This is a genomic window from Streptomyces cyanogenus, from assembly GCF_017526105.1.
In the GTDB taxonomy this organism is placed as follows: Bacteria; Actinomycetota; Actinomycetes; order Streptomycetales; family Streptomycetaceae; genus Streptomyces; species Streptomyces cyanogenus.
Genome location: NZ_CP071839.1, coordinates 19983 through 38318, shown reverse-complemented (window position 1 = coordinate 38318; position 18336 = coordinate 19983). Strand labels below are relative to the sequence as shown.

The window sequence follows — 18336 nt, the reverse complement described above, 5'->3', positions numbered from 1 at the left end:
CCGTTGCGGGCCGTGGATCCGGGCCAAGACACCCCTGGTTGCGGCGCATCGCCGCAACGACCGGCCTGGTCCTCCTGCCCGGCCTGCTGACCCCCGTGGCCTTCGCCGCGGACGTCGACCCCCTGGGCCGCCCGCACCTGAAACCTCCGCATGCCACCAAGGTCAGTCCGTTCACCGCCAAGGTGAACAAGAAGGCGGCGGCCGAGGTGAAGAAGGCAGCCGCGGCCGACGAGACGGCCGCGGCTCGGGCCCGACACGACCAACAGCGCAAGGTCACCTGGCCGAACGCCGGCAAGGCGTCGCTGACTGTCCCGGCCAAGGGCACGGCCAAGGCCGCCCCCGGCTCTCTGCCCATCACCGCGACGCGTCCCGGCAAGGGCAAGCGGGCTTCCTCCATCACCGTGGAGGTCCTCGACCAGAAGGCGGTGGCCAAGCTCGGCATCAAGGGCGTCGTTCTCAAGCTCACCGGCTCTCAGACTGGCGGCACGGCCCGCCTCGGCATCGACTATTCCGCTTTCGCCTCCGCCTACGGCGGCGACTGGGCCAGCCGCCTTCAGATCGTCCGTCTGACCGACTGCGCGCTGAAGAACCTGGCCGCCGCGAAGTGCCACCAGCGCGACGTCCTCGATGCGGTCAACGACCGTGAGAACGACAGCATCACCGCCCCGGTGGCCCTGGCCTCGGGCGGGCGGCCGATGCTGCTGGCCCTCGCGGCGGGCACGACGTCCGGAACCGGCAGCTACAAGGCGACGCCGCTGTCCGCCTCCTCGACCTGGGAGGCTGGCGGCTCCTCCGGCTCGTTCACCTGGTCCTACCCCCTGCGCGTTCCCCCGGCCGCGGCCGGCCCCCAGCCGGATCTGTCCATCTCCTACGACTCCGGCGCGGTCGACGGGCAGACGGCGAACTCCAACAACCAGGGCAGTCAGATCGGCACCGGTTTCGACCTGACCTCCTCCTACATCGAGCGCAGATACGGCTCCTGCGACGACGACGGCCAGGACGGTAAGTACGACCTGTGCTGGAAGTACGACAACGCCTCGCTCGTCCTCAACGGCAAAGCCACCGAGCTGGTCAAGGACGACGAGACGGGCAGGTGGCGGCTGAAGGACGACGACGCCTCCACCGTCACGCACTCCACCGGTGCGGACAACGGCGACGAGGGCTCCACCGGCATCGACGGCCAGGGCGAGCACTGGACGGTCGTCACCGGTGACGGCACGAAGTACGTCTTCGGCCTGAACAAGCTCGACGGCGCGGGTACCGACGACCGCACCAACTCGGTCTGGACCGTTCCCGTCTTCGGCGACGACCCCGTCGAGCCCGGCTTCACCGCCGGCGACACCTTCGCCGAGCGCGCCAAGAAGCAGGCCTGGCGCTGGAACCTCGACTACGTCGAGGACACCCACGGCAACGCCTCCTCCTACTGGTACACCGCCGAGCACAACAACTACGACAAGCTCGGCGACGACAACACCGGCACCGACTACGTCCGCGGCGGCTACCTGAAGGAAATCCGCTACGGCCAGCGCGCTGACAAGCTCTTCTCCGCCTCCCCGGCCGCCTCCGACAAGGTCGTCTTCACCTACGACGAGCGATGCCTCGCCTCGGGCACCGGCTGCGACTCACTGACCAAGGACACCCGCGACAACTGGCCCGACGTCCCCTTCGACTCGGTCTGCAAAGACGGCGACAAGTGCACCGGCAACCTCGGCCCCTCGTTCTTCACCCGCAAGCGCCTGACGACGATCACCACCTACGCCTGGAACGCCAAGGCCACTACCCCCGCTTTCGAGCCGGTCGACGTCTGGTCCCTCAAGCACCTCTACCTCGACCCCGGTGACACCGGGGACTCCACCGACCAGTCCCTCTGGCTCGACGAGATCAAGCACACCGGCAAGCGCGGCACCGACCTCTCCCTCGACCCGGTCAAGTTCGACCACGTGATGCTGCCCAACCGCGTCGACGGCCAGGCCGACAACATCCTGCCGCTGAACAAGCCGCGCCTGAAGACCGTCACCTCCGAGACCGGCGCCCAGACCATCGTCACCTACCGGGAAGCCGACTGCTCCGCCGCCGGCACCAAGCCCAAGCTGGACGAGAACACCAAACGCTGCTACCCGGTGTACTGGTCACCCAACGGTGAGAAGGACCCCAAGCTCGACTGGTTCCAGAAGTACCCGGTCAGCTCGGTGTCCACCACCGACCCCCACGGCGGATCCGAAGCCGTACAGCACAGCTACCAGTACACCGGCGGCGGTGCGTGGCACTACGACGAGGACCCCATGACTCCCGCCAAGGAGCGCACCTGGTCCATCTGGCGCGGCTACCAGCAGGTCACCCACCTCACCGGCATCTCCGGGCGCACCCAAAGCAAGGAGACCACGGTCTACCTGCGTGGCATGAACGGTGACCGCGTACTGGGCTCGGACGGCAAGACCTCCGCCGCCGACAAACGCAAGACCGTCACCGTCTCGGGCATCAAGGCCGGCCAGATCACGGACGCCGAGCAGTACGCGGGCTTCACCCGCGAGTCGGTCACCTACAACGGTGACGCGGAAGTCGGCGGCACGATCAACGACCCCTGGTCCAAGCGGACCGCGACCCAGCACAAGTCGTATGCGGACACCGAGGCGTACTACGTCCGCACCGCCGCCACCCACACTCGCACCAACATCACCAGCAAGCTCACCCCCTACGACCGGGTCAACACGGTCAAGACGACCTACGACGACTACGGCATGGCCTCAACTGTCGAGAACCAAGGCGACGACGCGGTCGACGACGACGAAAAGTGCACCCGCACCTGGTACGCCCGCAACGACGACAAGGGCATCAACTCCCTTGTCTCCCGCACCCGAATGGTCGCCGCCACCTGCGCCACCGCCGACTCGGCACTCGATCTGCCCGGTGACTCCGCACGTCCCGGAGACGTCATCTCCGATACCGCCACCGTTTACGACGACACCACGGCCACCACATGGTCGGCCTCCCAGAAGCCCACCAGGGGCGACGCCACCTGGACGGGACGCGCCAAGGGTTACGGCAGCGACGAAACCCCCGCCTGGCAGAAGGTATCCAAGACAACGTACGACACCCTCGGCCGCCCCAAGACCGTCACCGATACCAACGACCAGACGGTCGCCTCGACCACTTACACGCCTGCGGACACCGGCCCATTGACCACGACAATGGCCGCCGACGCCAAGACATACGCGACCGAGACACAACTGGACTTCGCGACGGGAGCGGCCCTCAAGGTCACCGACCCGAACAGCAAGGTCACCGAGAGCGAGTACGACAGCCTCGGCCGCATAACCAAGCTCTGGCTGCCCAACCGACTCAAAGTCCTGAGCAAAACCCCCAACTACGTCTACGCCTATCACGTCACCAGCGCGGACATGCCCTGGGTCTCCACCGCCACCCTCAGGCACGACGGCTCCGGCTACAACACTACCTACGAGTTCTACGACTCCCTGCTGCGCTCCCGCCAGGTCCAGAGCCCTACCCCCCAGGGCGGCCGTCTCATCGCTCTTTCGGAGTACGACGCGCGCGGTCTCGCGGTCAGCCAGCACTCCGACATCTGGGACAGCACCTCACTGCCCAGCTCCCAGGCTGTGGAAGCCTCCGGTGGCCAGGCTCCGATCCAGATGGACAGCACCTACGACGGAGCCGGGAGGCCGACGAAGGCGGTGACCAAGGTCCACGGCGTCACTCGCTGGACCACCGAAACCACCTACACCGGCGACACCGTCACCACCACCGCACCGGCCGGCGGCCAGGCAACCGCCGTGGTCACTAACGCACTCGGCCAGATGACCCAGCGCCGCGAATACGCCGGCCCCACACCGACCGGCACCAACTTCACCACCACCGACTACACCTACACCTCCGCCGGTCAGCAGAAGACGGTCACCGGCCCCGACCAGAGCATGTGGTCCTACACCTACGACCTCTTCGGCCGACAGATCATGGCCACCGACCCCGACAAGGGCACAACCGCAACGGCGTACAACGACCTCGACCAGATCGTCAGCACCACCCCTAATACCGACGCGTCGAAGAAGCTGCTGTACGAGTACGACGTGCTCGGCCGTAAGACGGGCATGTGGCAGGCCGACAAGTCCGACGCCAACAGGCTCGCCGCTTGGGAGTTCGACCAGCTCGCCAAGGGCCAGATGGACACTGCCACCCGCTACGACGGCGGCGCGACGACGGCCGGCAAGGCCTACACGGAAAAGGTCACCGCCTACGACGCCATGTACCACGTCACCGGCAGCGACCTACTCCTGCCCGCCACCGAGCCCCTGGTCAAGGACGGCTACGTGGCCAACAAACTGTCCTTCACCACGGGCTACAACCTGAACGGCTCAGTCAGCCAGTACTCCTCCCCGGCTATCGGCGGCCTGCCCTCCGAAGCGGTCTCCTACAAATTCAACGCTTTGGGCCAGCAGGTCTACGCAGGCGGCACCTCCGGCTACCAGCAGGCCGCCGCCTTCTCCCCGCAGGGAGACCTGCAGCAGCTCACCTTGGGCAAGGACGGCACCTCCTCAGCGAAGAAGGCCTACCTCAACCTCGAATACGAAGAAGGCACCCGCCGCCTCACCCGCTCCTACGTCACCGACGACGTCCACGGCTACATGGCCCAGGAACTGAAGTTCACCCAGGACGACGCCGGGAACGTCACCTCCATCTTCGACGCCACCACCCAGGGCGGCACAACCAAGGCCGACTACCAGTGCTTCGCCTACGACGGCAACCGCCGCATGACCGAAGCCTGGACCCCTAAGACCGCGGACTGCGCCGCATCCAGCCGCACGACCGCCAATCTGGACGGCGCAGCCCCTTACTGGACGTCGTACACCTACACCACGGCCGGTCAGCGCAGGACCGAGACCCAGCACACCATCACAGGTGACAAGTCCACGACCTACACCTACAACGACACCACCAAGGACAACAAGCCACATACTCTCGACAACATCGCAGGCACCCGCACCGGCACCTATACCTACGACAGCAGCGGCAACACCATCTCCCGCCCCGGCCCCACGGCCCAGCAAACGCTGATCTGGAACACCGAAGGCGACCTGACCAAGCTCACCGAAAACACGAAGGAGACCAACTACCTCTACGACGCCAACGGCGAGCTACTGATCCGCCGCGCTAAGGGAGACGGCGAAACAGTCCTCTACCTGGGCGCCGGCACAGAACTCCACCTCACCGTCAAGGGCACCACGAAGACCGTCTCCGGCACCCGCTACTACACAGCGAACGGCCAGACCATCGCCGTCCGCACGGCCGCCTCGGGCGTCTCTGGCACCAAGCTCAGCTTCCTGGCCGCCGACCACCATGGCACCTCCAGCATCACCCTCGACTCCACCACCTACGCCATCACCAAGCGCTACACCACCCCCTTCGGCGCCCCCCGCGGAACCAAGCCCACGTCATGGCCCGACGACAAGGCCTTCCTCGGTAAACCCACCGACGACTCAACCGGCCTGACCCACGTCGACGCTCGCGAATACGACCCCATCACGGCCCAGTTCATCAGCGTCGACCCAATCCTCGCGACAGACCAGCACCAGTCCCTGAACGGGTACAGCTACGCCGGAAACTCGCCAATCACCCAGTCGGACCCGACCGGTATGTGCTTCGCTGACGCATGCGGAGTGGGGGTACCCAAGGGCCGCGTGATTTTCGATGATGACAAGCCCGGTGAAACCATCACGGACGGTCCGATCGACCCGGGCAATCCCAGCGCAGGAAGCTGCCACAACGGAAGTTGCGGCAAGATTCACTACAATGCGACGGGCACCTCGCATACCGGCAGTTCAGGCAATACCGCAAGCCGTGCAGTTAAAGGCCCTGGCGACGAAAGCGTCGCCCAAGTGGCCCTTGGTTGGGGCCATGCAATTGCCCAGGTTGGCGAGTGGGGCATGAAAGCCGGATACCCGCTCTGCTGGTTCGGAGCGGAGGATTGCGAAGTAGCCGATTCCTACGATGAATGGGCCGCATCGCAGGGAGCCGATCCGGCTAGCTCTACTTACCAGCAGGGTACGTCTGACATCTACAACAACCTTCTCGCTGCCATAGGTGCCAGAGGCGGTGCGGCGAGCGAAGGCTTGGTGGCTGAGGGTGCAGGCGCTTGGAGTCCGGGGCGCAGTACCATCCTTGGCGGCACGTACTACACTCCTGAAACAGGCCTCAAAGGTCTAATTAACCCGAAAGGCGGGGAAACTAATTGTCGAGCATGCGTGGTCTCTTTGGATCTTATGCTCGCCGACGGTACTCGCTCTAATGCCCTGCCCAGGCTCCCGCGTGGCGACGTGGATGTGATCGAAAACCTGTACGGTCGCAAGTTTCGAAATAGGAGCTTCTCGAATATCGTAGCCGATATGCAGAAAGCTGGAAATGGCGCCAGAGGGATCGTTCATGGCCTGGACCCGGATGGGGGTCACGTTTTCAATGTGATTAATATCCGTGGGCGCGTCACCTTCCTTGATGGTCAGAGCGGCAGTGCCGGCCATGCTGCAGGCTGGGACTCCTACAAGTTCATGAGGACAAACTGATGATTTCGGAAAAAGAGGCTCGCGAGATTGCGAACTCCTTCCTGCAGGCTAGTCGGGACGTCGCCGAGCCGGAGCTGGCGATCGACTGGGGGCGAGTTCGAGTGAAGGAGGGCTATCTCATTGCCCCTTATAATTCAGTCCAATTTCTGGAGACTCGTGACTCTAGTATCCAGCTTCTGGACTGCTGGCCGATTCTGGTGGACATGAGTACCGGACAGGCAAGATTCGGCCTCCTGGAAGAGCGGGAGTTCTGGAGGAACCGCTAAGGAGATCGCATCGACGGAGCTGTCCTGACGTAGTAGGGCGGTGGCGTTCTCGCCACGATCAAGCGGCCCACGACGCTCAGTGCCCTGTTGAGCCCGGTAGCTCACAGACATGCGTTACGGCTGGTTCCCGCACGTGGGAACCAGCCCTCCGGCGTGAGTTCGGGAGCACTCAGCGAACGAGCAGGCCCCCTGAAGTGCGTCTACATGGCCATCATGTCGCTCGATCCCACCGGCAAGGGCCAGGCCCGCTGGACCATGCGCTGGAAGAGCGCGCTGAACGCCTTCGACATCACCTTCGACGGCCGACTTTCAGCAGCCCGCCAGTAACCCAACCACCCTGATCACACCGTTCGTTTACAGACCCACTGCTGGTACTGGCTCTGGCCGTCACCACGGTGTTCGGTCTGCTCGCCGCCGGACTGGCAGGCCTTCTGGCTCGGCATACCGGCGCAAGCTGTGGCTCCGCTCTGCGGGCCGGGGAGACCTTTGCCGACACGACCACGCTTGCCCTTGCCGTTCTCTCTCTGCTGCAGGCCTGCTGTGAAGAGCGCGCTGTGGTGCCTGCACATACGACAGCGCAGCAGCCGACGAACTGTCTCGCGTCGGACGAGCGACGTCCATGCCGACTCGCTGAACGGCTTGGCCGGGAGTGTGCGCAGCCGGAGAACGTTGTCCTGTTGCCCGCGGCCGCCATCGGCATGCCGTCTCATTCGAGTGAGGGCGTAATTCAGGATGACCTGCTGCGACCCGAGGACCGACCACCAGCAGGAATTCAATATTAAATTGCAATTGTGAATTCAGGGGTTGGACGCTGTCCAGTAGCGGTCCGGGGTGCTGATGAAGCACGGGACCGAAGGAATGTCCCCGCCAGGATGACCTGTGTGTGTCGAGCGGGGGCGCGTTGCTTGCGCCCAATGGCCGGCCACCCGGCTGCTCGGATTCCTCAGTCGGCTGGTGAGTAGGCAGAAGAGTGCCGTTTCTTTGAGATCCGATCGGTGAGGGCCTACGTGTCTGGCAGCGCGCGGAGCGCCAGAGGATGAAGAGTCGGCGCCAACTGCCGGTCGCTGGTCCGCCCTGGCCGTACCTGCTGCCCTGGCGAGGGCTGCCCGCGGCCGTTGTTCCTGGTCCGTGTCCGGCATCCTCTTGCTGCGAGGGGCGCCAGGAGCCGGCCAGAGCCCGATGCCCGGCGGGAGTCCCTCCGGCAGGCTCCCACCAGGCGTGGCCTGCTGTTGGCCGCAGCCGTGGCGTCTGACTGAGAAGGACCTGTAGGCATGCTTTGAGTACCAGCCGCTCAGCCGTGAATCAGGCGTGCGTTGCGGCGTCTGAGGGCATGATTCTTTTGCGCTGTCTCGTCTTCCCGCGCAGTACTGGCGCCAATCGCGCGGGAAAGGCAACCTGGGACCAGCCCCATCAGTTGCGGCCAACTGTGCCTCAAACCCGTAGTGTTGGACTCAGTGATCCAGCTGAACAACCGGAGATGACCACAGCGTTTGAGCAGGTCAGAGCTATCCGTTCTTCAGATCTGTCTCGCACTGTCTCGCTGGCTTCCGGTTCTTCGGGCTCCTCGCCCATGCTGAGGAACCGAAGCGAGTCGCGTATGGTTCGCTTCAGGCACGGTTAGCGGCAACCGAATTGGGGCCTTCCTGTGCCTGGCTCTTCGTCATTCTTCATCTGTTGGTCCAGACGGGGTGACGGAAGCATCGCGTGGGTGCTGGTTGCAGCCTCACCTGCGCCTCTGTGTGTGTGGCGGGGCCCAGCTGCTGGGCCCCGCCCATGCGCCGAAAGCGGAGACTGGCCGGCTCGTCGGGATGGCGCGGGCGCCTGCAGTGTCGGGTCCGGCATCTCAGGAGCAACGCGAACAGTCCAGCCCCAGATCTGTCTCAGGACGTGAGCATGAACTCTCAACGGTCCCGTCAGGGACGCACTCTGGGTGTCTTTGCCGCCTGGCCCGGCTGTTGCGCGGGCAGCCTTGCATCAGCCGCCACTTGCGAGGGAAGTGCTGTGCAGCTGACATGGGGAATGCTTGCAGTAGCCCATGGGTACGCGGAGTTGCCTGACCACGCGAGTCGTTGATGAGAATCCTTGAGAACTCACCAGTCCCGCTCTTCGCCCAACGCAGGTCCTCACCCGACAGGGCTTCTGGCGGGGCTACATGCAAATGCTCGAGCGCACTCTGGCGGCTGTAGCACTGGTCCCTGACACTGCCGAGTGTGGCTGACAATACGTTTTGGATTGCCGCGCTCACCGGCGGAACTGCTGTTCTGGCCAGCTGGGTGACCAGCCGAGGCAACACCAGAGCAGCCCGCATCCAGGCCGACGCGGCGGCATCGTCGCAGCGCATGCAGCGGCTGCACGAGGCTCGTCGGTCCGCCTACCTGGCCCTCATCCAACAGGGCCAGCGGATGGCTGAGCTGTACTGGAAGGTGTCCGAAGTCCACCGCTTCAGCGACCCTGAAAGCCGGTCGGTGACGCTCAAGGATTTCCGCGACCGTATCCGGGACACCTACGGCGACTTGAGGCGGGCTGTGCGAGTCATCGAACTGGAGGGGCCGGACGAGGCGGCTGCTGCAGCGTACGCGGTGAAGCAGGCGACAACTGATCCGTATCAGGCCCTCAACTCCGTCATTGCCGGAGACGCAGGCGCAGAGGCCCGCTTCGACGCCTGCTACAGCCCTTACTGGGCGGCACTCAGCCGCTTCGTCGACGCGGCGAAGAGTGCCCTCCACGACACGTAGGCACCACGGTCTCCGCGGGCTGGGGATGGGAAATCGGGCTGAGCGGGCCCTGCTGGGATCTGAGGCAGGATTCCAAGGCGCGCCGGCATCGTCCTGCGCGCGCGGCTCTTCGAGCCGTCTGATCAGTTCCTCCGGGCAGGCTTCACCCCCATGCCGCTCGCACGAGCTGCCACTCCGCAATTCGCGGCACCTGCACGCCGGTCTCGCCAGTAGGCCCGTGCAGTGCCCAGGCCGCCGCCGGTGCAACGGGGGAACGGAGCGATTGCCGGAGCGTCGGCGCGCGGTGATTCCTGCGCGCGGTCAGCGGCATCTGGCGAGATTCTCAGCACAGACGGGCTCCTTGTCCTCCTGGCGCCGTGCCATGCACGAGCGCGATGCAGGATAGCAAATTTGCAACCGTGATTAGAGTGCACTTATCATGCAAGGTTAAAATGGACAGAAATTCATCTTTGGCGCGATTCATTTTTGAGACTGAGGCAATCGGGAGCCACCCCTCCCGAGGCTCGGCGCGCACCCAGCAAGCGGTCGCCAAAGGTATCCCTCTGTCATGGCGTATAAACCGCGAAGAAAACATCTCACACGGCTCTATTTTCCTGGCAGCGTGGGACGGACCCAGCGGTGCACGGTTACCGGACGGACTCCAGCATCGGCGAACAGGAAGAGGCGTCGATTGCGACGCCGTGAGGCGTCCCGGGCCTGCGCTTCGTCGAATCGTTGCCAGGAGATCCGCCATCTTGTACGGACCTTCGCCCACCGTGGTGCTCCGGCAGGCGGGTCGCATTCGAAAAAGGAGAGAAGGCAGTTGGAGGAGGGAACCGGCAGCAGGTCGACGCGGGCGTCGCGGGCACCTTGCTCGGTGTCCGCGACGCCCCCGCTCCGCCTTGCCTTCGGCAGCGTCGGCATAGGGCATGCCCCACGTCACATGGCTGGAGCGGTCCTCCTCCTGCGCACCACCGTCACCGCGGCGGTGGACGGCGTGGCGCCTCCCACGAAGGGGGGCGTGGGCTGGCCGTGGCCGTTCGACCAGTGCCGTGCCCGCCGTCGTCGCGAGGTGAGCAGCCCCCATGCAGACGCTGTCCGTGCCGCTGCGTGCCGCTGCGTGCCGCTTCGGTGAGCTGGGCGATGACCACGCAGCCGTACGGTCCACCGCCCTTGACGCGGCGACCTTCTCCGGCATGGCGGTCGGCGTCGACGCCCTCGACGAGAAGACCCCGGCGCCGGTGGAGGTGCCGGGCAGACGGAGAGGCGAGTTCGAGGAGCTACGGCAGCGGGTCAGGCGGTGCTGCCGGCCGTCGTGGCCACCGGCTCAACCAGGGCATCTGGCCAGCAGACGAGGACGGGGGCACGGGCGAGGCTGGCGCGGCGCGCGACCGACCCGCCCGCCCCCGGGGGGAACCGACCACGCTGCACGTGTACGGTGTCGCAGCACCGGCGCACCCTTGACTGTCGTCCATACTGCTGCAGGCCAGGCCACGACCGGTGGCCCCGGGCCCCCGAGGAGCGGCGGCGGAGGAGGTCGCAGCCGGGCACGCAGAACACAGCGTCGAGCCCCAGCCCCTCGTACGAGGTGCCGTCGGTGGCGAGCGGCCGACGGGCGCCGGCCCGCACGGCGGGCATCCCGCTCCTCCTGAACAGGCCCACGCCGTGGCGCAGCAGCGGACTTTTGTCGCCGGCCCCCTGCCCAGCTGCACATCGCAGAAGGGGCGGGTGCGAGGTCAACGAACACCTCGCACCCGCCCCTTCGAGAAGCAGGCCGGTTACCCGGCCCAGGACTCGGCGATGCCGCTCTCGCGGCAGAACCTGCCCCACTCCCGCCGTTCCCCGGGGGTGAGGGAGCGCACGAGCGCCTGCACCAGGACGGTGAGCTCCCTCCGGGTCCGGGGGCTCGCCCCGGCAGCCGCCTCGCTCGCCCGGGCGAGCATGTGGGCGGGCAGGAACTTGCCCGCGAACAGGCGGTCGACGAGCGGCATGTCCAGCTTGGCGCGCGCGGCGAACACCTTGATGGTCACGCCCTCCTCCGTCAGCGCACGCTCCAGCACGGACGCGAAGCGCATGCGCGCGGGGGAGGAGACGACCTCCTCGACCTGTTCGCCGGCCGGCTCCACCAGGCGGGACCTGCGCAAGGAGCGCGGGTTCCAGCCGGTGCGCACGTCACGCGCAGGGTCGAACTTGGCGAAGGCGCGCGCCCACCCCTGCTGCTGGCGTACCGGCACGCCGCAGCCGGCCAGGATCGCGGCCAGGTGCTCGAAGGTCATGGCGCGCTTTCCCGTCAGGACGGCACCCAGGGTGGCGTGACTGTAGGGGACACCGCTGCGCTCGGTGGCCTGCGACAACTCGCGCAGCGACATGCCCACGTACTTGCGCAGCGCGCTCAGACAGAGGAGGAACTGCGCCTCGGTCTCCAGGCCCGGCACGATCGCCCGGCCGCGGGTGTGCTCCCAGTAGCCGAACGCCCGGGCCTGCAGTGCGGCCGCGTCGGCGGGGGCTGTCGCCTGCTGCATCTCGTGGACCTTGTTCCACAGGCGGCGCGCGGCCATGAGGTCACCGCGGCAAGCGCGGACCCAGCCCTCCACGGTCCGCCACGAGATGCGGGGGTCGCCGTTGTGCGCCTTGGACAGCGAGCCCTCCGAGACCCCGGACAGCTGCGAGATCTTCTTCAAGGTCATGGGCTCGGTGATCGTGCTGGCGTCGGCCTGCGTGGTACGCAGGAACCGCGCGAGATTGATCACTGGATCGTCCCGCTGGGGGAGCGGGTCAGGGGTACGGGCCATCACCGGTCTCCTTTCCGTCCGGCCCGGGGGCCGGGACCCGCAAGGGGTCCCGGCCGAAGGGATCCAGGACGTCAGGCCAGTGCGATCCGAACGTGGTTAGCCAGCAGGACGATCAGCACGACTCCCGCGACGATCGCCTCGGTCGACTTGCCCATGAACATGCAGGCGATGACGACCGCGGCGACGATCGCCGTGATCGCCACGGACGGCCAGGGCACGGTGTGCGCCGTGCCGTTGGCCCCGCCGCTCGCCGTGCCCGCCACGGGCTGGGGCAGGGCGACGCCGTGGACGATCAGCGGTCCGGAGCCGGACACCGGAACGGGCGCCGGACGAGCCGGCAGGGCCGGCTCGTAGGGACGGACCGCACCATCGACGATGATGAACGGGCCCGTCGGCGCGGCGGGCGCGGCCGAGGAGGCCGAGAACGTCGAGCCGGCCGGGACACCGCCCGTGTCCTGCACGGGGGTGTGGGTGTAGGGGAGGATCCGGCCGTCGACAAGCATGAACGGCCCGGTCCCGATGGGAGACGAGCTCGAAGGCTCGTTGAACTGCTGAAACACTTTTTCTCCAGAACTCTTCGTCATTAATGAGCGTCCCGACGGGAGCGAACGGTGGCGCCGCCGCAGCGGCGCCATGTCGCGTGGACTCCTTTCATCCGTTGGTCCAGACAGGGATTTGGGTCTTGCTCGAGCACCGTGACCGCGTCGCGTCAGTTGCAGCTGACACGCCGAGGTGCGAGAGGTCCTCGGTACCAATCATGTCCTACGCGCTACCACTTCCAGGGGTCACGAGCCACTTCTGAAGATCACTCAGCGGCCCTTCATATCCGTGTAGTTGGGCATTTCCCCTGTGCAGACCGCAGTCGTTGCTGGTCAACAGCGATGCACTGCCGTCGCATCGAGAACCAGGAAACCGGTTCAAGACAGTCCTCCCTGTCCCCGAAGCAGCCCAACGGCACCTCAACGAACAGGCCCCTGCGCCGAGTTCCCGTCCTTCCTTCCCCCGCGCCGGTCTCCTGCGTGCTGGGAACAAGCCCGGCACCCCGGCCATCTAGTCCGACATGACCAGGGCGGCGACGACCACAATGGCAATCACAGGGCCTGTGAACCGCACCAACATGCCCCGGAAGACGAGATGTCCATTGCGGGGGCCGACGGCCTCGGCGCCGCCATCGCCGGTCACCGGCGGACCCCGGTGACCACCCGGGCGAGCAGACGCGTACCACGACCAGCACCAACAACGCCGCGCCGCGCAAGCAGACAGGCCCCACGCTCGTTGGCCCGGACCGCGGCTACGCCTCCGAGCTGGAGGGGGCCGCCGCGACGATGTGCCCGCTGGCGAAGCCGCGAAGAGCAAGCACATCGTCATCAAGACCTTGAAGAAGACGGCCAAGCACACGCCCTTCACCAAGGAGAAGGTCGAGAAGGTGGACATCGCCGGTCGAGAAGAAGGTCGAGGAGAAGGACATCGCCGAGGAGACGACCGTCGCCACGACCGGCGTCCGACAGCACCGAGAAGAAGGAGGCGATCGCCGTCCCCCGCCCGCCGCGCACTCGAACCACGCCGTCATCCCGCCGCCGGCGCCCGGTGATAGCCCCCACTTGTCCACGACGGCGTCGAACAGCGCGAGCCCCCGCCCGTACACCGCGCAGGAACCATTCATCACCTGCCGCCGCACTCCCACCCGAGGCACTGTTTATCAGGAAAACCGCCCGCAGCTGCTCCACCAGTGGTTACGGTCTGTGCTCATGCGGTTTCTGCACACTTCGGACTGGCACCTGGGCCGCCGGTTCCACGGAGAAGACCTGATCCCCGCCCAGCGCGCCTTCCTCGATCACTTGGTCGACACTGCCCGCGCCGAGAATGTCGACGCCGTCCTCGTAGCCGGTGATATCTACGACCGTGCCATCCCCAGCCTGGATGCCGTGCGCCTGTTCAGCCGCGCCCTGCACCAGCTCGCCGACCTCGGCGTGCCGATCATCATGATCAGCGGAAACCACGACTCCGCCCACCGCCTCGGCGTCGGATCCGGCCTCTTCGCCCGCGCCGGGATCCACCTGCGCACCGACCCGGACACCTGCGACGTCCCCGTCGTCCTCAACGACGCCGACGGCCCGGTCGCCGTGTACGGCATCCCCTACCTCGAACCGTCGATGGTCCGCACCCAGCTCGAGGCAGACGCCGCCTCCCACCGTGCGGTGCTGACCGCAGCCCTGGACAAGATCCACGCCGATCTCACCGACCGCCAGCCGGCAGGGACCCGCTCGGTGGTCCTCGCGCACGCCTTCGTCACCCCCGGCACCGGCCAGAGCGAGGAATCCCGGGTGGAGGAGTCGACCAGCGAACGCGACATCAGCGTCGGCGGTGTCGCCCACGTCGGCGCGGACGTCTTCGACGGCATCGACTACATCGCCCTCGGCCACCTCCACGGCCCCCAGAAGATCACCGACCGTGCCCACTACAGCGGCTCCCCCCTGCCCTACTCCTTCTCCGAGGCCGGCCACACCAAGTCCTTCACCCTGGTCGACCTCACCCCCGGCACGGCCCCCGCCGTCACCCGCCTGCCCTGCCCGACCCCCCACCGCCTGGAACGCATCCAAGGCCACCTCGAAGACCTCCTGAACGACCCCGCCCACGAACCCCTCAAGGACGCCTGGCTCGAGGTCACCCTCACCGACCCGGCCCTGCCCTTCGAAGCCATGGCCCGGCTGCGCCGCCGCTTCCCCCACACCCTTAGCCTTAAGCCCCCCCGGCGCGCCTTCATCCCCGCCCAGGCCACCGACACCCCCACCTACACTCAACGCCTCCAAGGCCGCAGCGAACTCGACATCGCCTGCGACTTCATCGCCGATCTGCGCGGCAGTGCACCCACGCCCGACGAACATGCCCTGCTCCAGCAGGCCGTCGACGCCGCCCGCGTGAACGAACTGCAGAAGGAAACCGTCTGATGCGCCTGCACCACCTCACCCTGCAGGCCTTCGGGCCCTTCGCCGGCACCCACACCGTCGACTTCGACGCCCTGTCCGCCGACGGCCTGTTCCTCCTGCACGGCGACACCGGCGCCGGGAAAAGCACCCTGTTCACCGCCATCTGCTTCGCCCTGTACGGCGAACCCCCGGTCGACCGCGACCTGATGCTGCGCAGCCACCACGCCCCAGCCGACCTGCTCACCCAGGTCACCCTCGACGTCACCATCTCCGGCCACCGGCTGCTCATCGACCGCATCCCCCAGCAGATGCGCCCCAAGAAGAACAGCACGGGCGAAACCCTGCAGAAGGCCGAGACCCGGCTCAGCCGGTGGACCACCGACTCTTCGGGGAAGGGCCACTGGGAGGCCTCCAGCAAGTCCCACCAGGAGACAGGCAAGGAGATCAAGGACCTGCTCGGCATGAGCCGGACCCAGTTCTGCCAAGTCGTTCTCCTGCCACAGAACGAGTTCACCAAGTTCCTCTACGCCGACGCAGGCAAGCGCCGCGAACTCCTCGGCAAGCTCTTCCACACCGACCGGTACGCCTTTATCGAACGCTGGCTGAGCGACCACAGCCGCACCACCCAGAAGAACCGCGACGCCGCCCGCGACGAGGTGCTGCACCTGGCCGCCCGCATCCACCAGGCCGCCGGCCCTGACCTGAAATCCCAGTACGACGCTCCCACCCCCGACGCCGCACACGATTTGACCGACCCTGCCCTGACCTGGGCCAACGACCTCATCCAGGCCAGCCAGGCCGACGCCCTCACCGCCCAGGCCAACGCCGAGAGCGCAAAGAAGAACCAGCTCGCCCAGCAGAAGCTGGAAGCCGCCGCCCGCGACCTGCACAGGCAGCAGACCACCTACGCCACCGCCCGTGAACAACTGGACCGGCTGGACAAGCAGACCCCGCACCAAGAAGCCCTCGGCCGGCGCCGGGAACAAGCTCGCCGGGCCCAGCAGCTGGCACCACTGCTGCACGCTCTCAGCACCGCCCGCGCCGATCACACCCGCGCCCAGAGCCGTGAAAGCGACGCCCGCACCCAGCTCCTCCCCGAGCATGCCGCACTGCAGGCCGCCGACCTCGCCACAGCCGGACAGCGCATCCGCGCCGACATCGCCGTGCTGAACACCCTCCTTCCTGAGGAAACCGGACTTCACCAGCTCACCGCCGAACTGAAGCGGATCGACGCCGAGCGGCAGGACTTCGCCCTCCAGCAGCGCACCGCACGCGACTGGCTCGAAGAGGAGACCGCCCAGCGAGCCGCCCTCGAGATCCGCCGGGAAGCGGCCCGCGAGGCCGAGGAAGAAAGCCGGCGCCAGCAGACCCAGCTGGAGAGCCTGAGCGGCCGCGTGGCGGCCGCCGAACGCCGCGACGCCCACCGCGTACAGATCACCACCACCGAGCAGCGCCTGACCGCCGCTGAGGAGGAGACCGAGAAAGCCGCCCAGGCCCACATCGGCATCCGCCGCCGACGCACCGAAGGAATGGCCGCCGAACTCGCCACTGGCCTCACCGACGGTGCACCGTGCCCGGTATGCGGCTCCTGCTCCCACCCCAATCCCGCGCAGGCACCTGACGGGCATCCCACGCGCGAGGACGAACAAGCCGCCGAGAAGACCCACCAGCGCCTGAAGCAGCAGTGCGACAAGATCGCGGCCGAGCTGCACAAGCTGCGCGAGGACGCCGCCGCTGCCACGGGCGAAGCCGGCGACACCCCGCTGGACAGCCTCAAAGCCGACCACGAGACACTCACCAAGCAGCTGGCCGACTCCCTCAAGCGAGCCGCCGACCGCAGGAGTGCCGAGGAGGAACTCCTCGCGCTCGACCGCGAACACACGGCTATGACCGAGCAGGACAGCACCGCAACCGCAGGCCTGTCCGACCGCAACGCCAACTACGACAACCTGTCCCAGCGGCACGCAGAACTCACCGCGAAACTCGACGCCGCCCGCGGCACCGCGCCTACCCTCGCGGCCCGCATCGACGACCTCACCCGCTCCGCCGATCACCTCGAGCAGGCAGCCGAGGCGTCCCGCACCGCAGCCAACGCCACCCAGACCCTGCACACGCGCACCAGCGAAGCCACCGACGCTGCGACATCACAGGGGTTCGGCACGCTCACCGAAGCCGAACAGGCCCAGCTCAGCGAGCAGGCCCTGACCGACCTCGAGGAAGAGATCAACAAGTGGCGCGCGGCCCGTGCCTCCCACCAAGCCGTCCTCGACGATCCCGTCCTGCAGGAAGCAGCCGCCCAACCGGCTGCCGACGTCGAAACGGCGGCAGCCCGGCGCGCCGCAGCAGACGAGCAGCACGCCCAAGCGGTCACTGCCTCCAGCACCGCACAGACCCGCACCACTGACCTCACCGACCTCACCACCGCTTTGGCCGAAGTCGTCGAGCGCCTCAAGGCACTCGAGCAGGCCCACAGCACCGCCCGCCACCTCGCCGACCTCGCCACCGGCACCGCATCCGGCACCCGGGTCCGCATGCAACTGGAGGCCTACGTCCTGGCCGCCCGCCTCGAACAGGTCGTCACCGCGGCCAACACCCGCCTGCACCTGATGTCCGAAGGCCGCTACACCCTGCGCCACTCCGACCACCAAGCCGCCCACGGCGCCCGCTCCGGCCTCGGCCTGGAAATCACCGACGCCTGGACCGGCCACCCCCGCAAGACCGACACCCTCTCCGGCGGCGAATCCTTCTTCGCCTCCCTCTCCCTCGCCCTCGGCCTGGCCGACGTCGTCACCCACGAAGCCGGCGGCAACCCCCTGGACACCCTCTTCATCGACGAAGGCTTCGGCACCCTCGACGACGACACCCTCCACAACGTCCTCGACGTCCTGGACTCCCTACGCGCCCACGACCGCACCGTCGGCGTCATCAGCCACATCCCCGAACTACGCCGCCGCATCACCCAGCGCCTCCACGTCCGAAAAGGCCCCACCGGCTCCACCCTCGCCCACCTGACCGAAGCAGCCGAATAACCTGGCCAGGAGAGCGGAGCTTTCGCCCCGCCCTCCTGA

8 protein-coding genes and 1 pseudogene are annotated in these 18336 nt (G+C 67.0%); 6 read left to right on the top strand and 3 right to left on the bottom strand.

The features are described 5' to 3' along the window. Positions 1 to 122 precede the first annotated feature (122 nt). The 4 genes and pseudogenes from S1361_RS00110 (at position 123) to S1361_RS00095 (ending at position 9570) form a co-directional block, all read left to right on the top strand. Positions 123 to 6569: an RHS repeat-associated core domain-containing protein gene (locus tag S1361_RS00110; RefSeq protein WP_425087954.1), complete on the top strand. Its 6447-nt coding sequence runs from the start codon at positions 123 to 125 to the stop codon at positions 6567 to 6569. Next, positions 6569 to 6835, top strand: coding sequence for a YrhB domain-containing protein (locus tag S1361_RS00105; RefSeq protein WP_208029835.1), 267 nt, complete (start codon positions 6569 to 6571; stop codon positions 6833 to 6835). The genes S1361_RS00110 and S1361_RS00105 overlap by 1 nt, the downstream gene beginning before the upstream one ends. 117 nt (positions 6836 to 6952) lie before the next feature. Further along, a pseudogene (locus S1361_RS00100) lies at positions 6953 to 7162 on the top strand (hypothetical protein); the annotation flags it as partial. Positions 7163 to 9045: 1883 nt separating this feature from the next. After that, positions 9046 to 9570: a hypothetical protein gene (locus S1361_RS00095; protein ID WP_208029834.1), complete on the top strand. Its 525-nt coding sequence runs from the start codon at positions 9046 to 9048 to the stop codon at positions 9568 to 9570. 1757 nt (positions 9571 to 11327) lie between these two features. Here the strand turns inward: S1361_RS00095 and S1361_RS00090 are convergent. The 3 genes from S1361_RS00090 to S1361_RS00080 all read right to left on the bottom strand — a co-directional run bounded on the left by S1361_RS00090 (position 11328) and on the right by S1361_RS00080 (position 13833). Next, the gene (locus S1361_RS00090; protein ID WP_208029833.1) at positions 11328 to 12341 is read right to left on the bottom strand and encodes a helix-turn-helix domain-containing protein; all 1014 of its coding nucleotides are present in this window, start codon (positions 12339 to 12341) and stop codon (positions 11328 to 11330) included. A 71-nt stretch (positions 12342 to 12412) separates the two neighbouring features. Beyond that, the gene (locus S1361_RS00085) at positions 12413 to 12844 is read right to left on the bottom strand and encodes a hypothetical protein (RefSeq protein ID WP_208029832.1); all 432 of its coding nucleotides are present in this window, start codon (positions 12842 to 12844) and stop codon (positions 12413 to 12415) included. A gap of 788 nt (positions 12845 to 13632) precedes the next feature. Further along, complete coding sequence (locus S1361_RS00080; RefSeq protein ID WP_208029831.1) at positions 13633 to 13833, bottom strand: hypothetical protein; 201 nt, start codon at positions 13831 to 13833, stop codon at positions 13633 to 13635. A 256-nt stretch (positions 13834 to 14089) separates the two neighbouring features. Between S1361_RS00080 and S1361_RS00075 the strand changes: the two genes are divergently transcribed. After that, entirely contained in the window at positions 14090 to 15289 is a 1200-nt protein-coding gene (locus S1361_RS00075) for an exonuclease SbcCD subunit D (RefSeq protein WP_208029830.1), read from the top strand. Then, on the top strand, positions 15289 to 18297 hold the full coding sequence (locus tag S1361_RS00070; RefSeq protein WP_208029829.1) for an AAA family ATPase: 3009 nt from the start codon (positions 15289 to 15291) through the stop codon (positions 18295 to 18297). Before S1361_RS00075 ends, S1361_RS00070 begins: the two co-directional genes overlap by 1 nt. Positions 18298 to 18336: the final 39 nt, after the last annotated feature.